Below are 4,359 nucleotides of genomic sequence, written 5' to 3'. Positions count from 1 at the left end.
GCCAGTCCCCTTAGTCACACTGGGTGCCGATTTTCGGCAGGGTAAGCAAGGGGTCAGTGAGAACCGTTTTACCCTGAACCTCAATTATCGGTTGGGTGTTCCGTTCGGCCATCAGCTTGACCCGAACGCGGTCGCTCCCCTGCGCAGCCTGAGATCCAGTCAGTTTGATTTTGTGAACCGGCGCAGTGATATAGTACTGGATTATCAGAAGCAAACGTTGCTGACACTGGCTTTCCCTGCATCAATCAACGGATATGAAGGCAAGGAAGTGACCTTTGTACCGATTATCCAATCCCAATATCCCCTGGCACGTTTAGCGCTGGATACCAGTGAATTACAGCAGGCAGGCGGAAAAATACTTGATCAGCAACCAGGTAAAGTGACATTACGGTTGCCGAAAACCACGGAAAAGCCCGTCCGGCTTTCGGGAATAGCTATCGACAGCCGGGGTAACCGCTCCAACCGGGCAGAAATTATGATGGTGAGTCTGCCGACCGAAAAACAATTACAGGTGACAGCGAATAAAACGCAGGTCAAAGCCGATGGTCATGACAGTGTGCTCTATACCGTCCTTGTCATCGATCAGGAAGGCGCTCCTGTTTCCAATCAGGCGGTTATCTGGTCAAGTGATAAAGGCGAATTATCCCAAACCCGGCAGGATACGGATGCGCAGGGGCAGGCATCGGTCGTGCTGCGCAGCCGTCAGCAGGGGCTGCACACAGTACGTGTTTCCGTGGATGGAGAGGTTGCTGTTGCACCTTCAGTCCAGTTTGATGCGGTGCTGATACCCGAAATCACCATTGATAAGCACAGCGTTAAGGCGGATGGGAAATCAAGAGCGATCTTGACGGTCACGGTTAAAAACGCCGGTGGTCAACCGGTGCCCAATCAGGCTGTTGGCTGGCAGACCAGCCTGGGTCAGTTCTCCTTATTTTCATTAAGGACTGATGTGAAGGGGCAGGCTACGGCTTATTTAACCAGCAAAGTATCAGGAAATGCAGAAGTTGAAGTGGCGGTTGGCAGTGAAACAGTGGTGGCTTCACCGATTACTTTTATCGCTTCGTTAACGCACTCACTTCAGGCGGACAAACAAACCGCGATGGCCGATGGCCAGGACAGCATTCTTTATACAGTGAACGTGCGCGATGCAGCAGATCACCCCGTTGCCAACAGCAAAGTACAATGGTCAGTGGGTAGCGGGCAACTGCTGGACAGGCAAGAGCAAACAAACAGTCAGGGAGAAGCGACAGCCCGGTTAATCAGCCGCATCGCAGGGCGGGCAACGGTGAAAGCCGAGGTGGCGGGGAAAACCCTTGATGCTGCTCCGGTGACGTTTGAACGCCGGCTGAAACCCGCGATCACGGTGGACAAAGTCAGGGCTAAAGGTGATGGGCAGGATACGATTGTGTTAACGGCTATAGTGCGAGATTCATTGGGATCACCTGTGGCAAATCAGCCGGTGAGTTGGCAAGCAGATCACGGTGTGTTGTCTTCAGAATGGACACAAACCGACCCTCAGGGACAAGCGCAGGTTCAGCTGAGGAGTACGTTTGCAGGGCTCCATCAGGTGCAAATCCAGGTTGAAGATCATAAAGTGGCCGCCCCCATGGTGGCGTTTGATGAAGTGCTGTTATCCACCATTCGGGTCAATAAAACCCGTGCTGCGGCGGATGGCGAAGATCGGGTGACTTTTACTGTCACCGTCACGGATATTCATGGGCAGGGAGTTCCGGATAAAGCGGTTGACTGGTCTGGCAACCTTGGCGAGATGATTTTTGCAGAAGACAGGACAGACCGTCAGGGAAATGCAACAGCAACCCTTGTCAGTCGTCATGTTGGACAGGCTTCGGTCACTGCTGACGTTGGTGAGCAGTCAGTCGCCTCTTCTGTGGAATTTATTCTGCCGTTACGCCTGGTTGATACCGTTGCCATTGACCGTCAGGGCGGCAATGTCAACCAGAAATCGTTTGGTCTTCGGGGGCCTTCCGTACTCTGGCGTGGCGCAAAATTTCGCCTTATCACGGCCGGCAATACAGGTCGGGTAAGCTGGCAGAGTGATTCACCCTCGGTGACAGTATCGGGGGATGGGGTGACGGTGCAACAAAATCCTGACGGAGTCAGGCTCACCGGCACTGATGAGACCGGGCAACAGGTCGCACTGACCTTGACGGTTCACACCTGGTTTGAGCGCTCCGGCCTGACAAAAGATTTTTATTCTCATGCGAAACAACTTTGCCAATCACTCGGCAGCCGGATTGCCTCCAAATATGCCCTCGAACGGCTCTATGAGGAATGGGGGAACTTTTATCTTTATGATGGCTGGGCGCGGGAATTTTACGTGACATCAACGGATTATCTGGCGGCCAGCTCAGGTTCAGCAGAGCATCAGGCGAAATGGGCGTTTTGGGCAGAAACAGACCGGTGGATGCGAAATGGCTGGCCGATGACAGGATTTGCGTGCAGTCGTTAATGAATAACAGGGCGGTTTTGCTTTGCTCTTCAGTCCCTTTTTTCATTTTTCGGAAAACTAATTAATGGCTGATTTTTACAATATATTTCTTCAGGCTATCCCGGTGTTTAATAAAACGGGAAGTGGACTATGTGGAAGTCGGCTTTATTGCTTTGGGGGGGCGTGCTGGCCTCATTATCGGCTAATACGAAAGTGGTTATCTATACCGACAGTCAGCATCCTCCCGTCAATCTTTCCCCGGAGACACAAATTGTCTGGCTGGATGTGGCTGAACAACATCAGAGACAAATCTTCGCTCACCTTTCTGCCGATCCGCAGCAAGCCGCTATTCAGGCACAAACTATTCTGCAATCACCCCAATGGCATCAGCAGGAACAGCAACTGATTCAGTCTTATCGTGCTGTTGTTAAAGCCTGGCAATCAGGCGTGCGTAAATACCCTGCGGTGGTATTTGATGACCGGGATGTGGTGTATGGTACGGCGGATGAGACAAAAGCAAGTGCCCTCAGGGAGCAGCGCCAGCCATGAAGACACCCCGCCTTGCTTTTCCTGTTGTTATCACGCTGATAGCGGCGTTGACTCCCTTTGCGCAGGCCTCCCTCAACACAGCCCAGATTGTGGCCGGCAGTCTCTCGCCATCCTGTATCCAGTGGCGGGTCAGCGGTATTTGTTACTGGCTGTTTTGTTCCTGGCATGGCTGTACGGTAAAAACGTCGGTTAAAGTCACTCACTACCTCCCCGAAGCGGTGGTGTCCACCTATCACGCCCCCGGTGGCAATCCGTGGGCAGACATGGCGCAAGTCAGCCGGTTATCCGGCGGACTGGAAAATGCTGTCACCGGTGTGTTATCCCACCTGGCTGCCGGCGGTGGCCACCATAATAGCCAGATTCCAGGCCAGCGCCGGACCAGCCTGCGTTTCAAATACGCTGATGCTATCGGGCATCCTGCGACCCGTCTGATTGGCGGGCACATCCCCGGCTATTCCTGCCGCAGTGCGGCCACCCCGTTGGTGCCTTATTTTCTCAGCACATTAGATACCGTTGCGTGGCGCACCGGTTTGCCGGAATCGTTTTACCCGGAAGCGCTTATTCCCGGCCAGCGGGAGCTGGGCAGCCAAATGGCCGCCAATCTGTGGGGCACTATTTATCCGCGCTCAGGTTTCGTCAATCAGACCGATGATGACAAAGCGTCTGCCGTGGTGGCGCAGCGGGTGGCGGATATTATCACCCGTGCCGGGCAACCCCATGTTTATCAGACCTTAAAAGGTCAACGCGCTGACGGTTATTGGCCACCCGAACCAGTGACAGAAAATACCGGCACCCAAAATCACCAATGGCAGCGATTATCACCCCGGTTAAGTCAATCTTGCGCAGTGTTTCCTGACGGCGAACATGCGGCTGCGGTCAATGGCAATCAGGCGTATGCCCTGTGGCAGCCCTACAGCTGTTGCCAGCGCCGGGGGCAGCGTTTTCTTGGCAGTACCGATATCTGAAATAAGGGAGGAATGATGACGAAAATAAACGGGTTATTGCTGGTATTGAGTGGGCTGGCAACCGCTTCTGTGCAGGGTAATACACCGGTTGTATCCCTCTCATTACCACAGGTAAATAACAGTGTGCTGGGTTATGGTGCCGATGTCTCCGGTGCGGTCTCTGATACGCTGTTTTATACCTTAGGGGGCGGCTCAGTGATTTCACAGCCGGCCACCCGCCGTTCCCTGACCACGCTGGGCGGGTTGGAGCTGGGCTGGAGTTCCGATTTGATGTGCGGCAATTTTGACTTAAAAACTATATATGGACACCGACTCAATGCAAGTGGGCAACCTATTTTTCTTTTTTGACAACAGTAGTCGCAAACATATATTCGGCTTCAAAGAGCCCTGATGAAA

3 protein-coding genes and 1 pseudogene are annotated in these 4,359 nt (G+C 53.2%); all 4 read left to right on the top strand.

What is annotated here, in order from left to right; genetic code table 11:
* A partial coding sequence (locus Xentx_RS17145) for an Ig-like domain-containing protein (RefSeq protein ID WP_074021735.1) occupies positions 1-2,470 on the top strand: 2,470 nt, incomplete at its 5' end.
* Positions 2,471-2,599: 129 nt separating this feature from the next.
* Entirely contained in the window at positions 2,600-2,998 is a 399-nt protein-coding gene (locus Xentx_RS17140; RefSeq protein ID WP_074021734.1) for a TIGR03757 family integrating conjugative element protein, read from the top strand.
* Positions 2,995-3,963, top strand: coding sequence for a TIGR03756 family integrating conjugative element protein (locus tag Xentx_RS17135; RefSeq protein ID WP_074021733.1), 969 nt, complete (start codon positions 2,995-2,997; stop codon positions 3,961-3,963). Before Xentx_RS17140 ends, Xentx_RS17135 begins: the two co-directional genes overlap by 4 nt.
* A 12-nt stretch (positions 3,964-3,975) precedes the next feature.
* Positions 3,976-4,281 (top strand): annotated as a pseudogene (locus Xentx_RS17130) (integrating conjugative element protein); the annotation flags it as partial.
* Positions 4,282-4,359 lie beyond the last annotated feature (78 nt).

This window comes from Xenorhabdus thuongxuanensis, assembly GCF_001908095.1.
In the GTDB taxonomy this organism is placed as follows: Bacteria; Pseudomonadota; Gammaproteobacteria; order Enterobacterales; family Enterobacteriaceae; genus Xenorhabdus; species Xenorhabdus thuongxuanensis.
This window is presented reverse-complemented; position numbering and strand designations above follow the sequence as displayed.

What these genes read in the sequence shown, in the direction of transcription:
- Xentx_RS17140 (WP_074021734.1), top strand. Translation starts at nt 2,600, where the DNA reads ATGTGGAAGTCGGCTTTATTGCTTTGGGGGGGCGTGCTGGCCTCATTA.
- Xentx_RS17135 (WP_074021733.1), top strand. Translation starts at nt 2,995, where the DNA reads ATGAAGACACCCCGCCTTGCTTTTCCTGTTGTTATCACGCTGATAGCG.